This is a genomic window from Paenibacillus sp. GbtcB18 (assembly GCF_019091125.1).
Lineage (GTDB): Bacteria > Bacillota > Bacilli > Paenibacillales > NBRC-103111 > Paenibacillus_F > Paenibacillus_F chitinolyticus.
The window spans coordinates 1-245 of the sequence record NZ_JAGXJX010000686.1 but is presented as its reverse complement, the minus strand read 5'-3'; the positions used below and the strand labels follow the sequence as shown (position 1 = coordinate 245).

Genomic DNA, 245 nt, shown 5'->3' with positions numbered 1-245 from the left:
AAATATACCGTCTTTTAATACTCCTGTCAACATCAAATTGAGCGTCCACGACACATATCCCCCGCTTCAACCGAATCTCGAAACGTTGAAAGACACGCTTTGGGGTTCTCATATGAGCCATTAAGCCCGGTTCTGCATAAAAACAAGCCAAACCTTTCCCAAGGTTTGGCTTGTTGGTTGTTGCTCGGTCCCCCGTTATCCTCCGGCAGCCCGCTTTTTTGAACGTTTAAGTTATGTTTGTTCTC

Annotated in this window: 1 protein-coding gene; it reads right to left on the bottom strand. The window is 45.7% G+C overall.

Translation table 11 applies throughout. The annotated features are described in order from the left end of the window. Window positions 1-32 precede the first annotated feature (32 nt). Window positions 33-245: hypothetical protein (locus KVT34_RS30815; RefSeq protein WP_217563355.1), on the bottom strand; the 213-nt coding region annotated here is incomplete at its 5' end.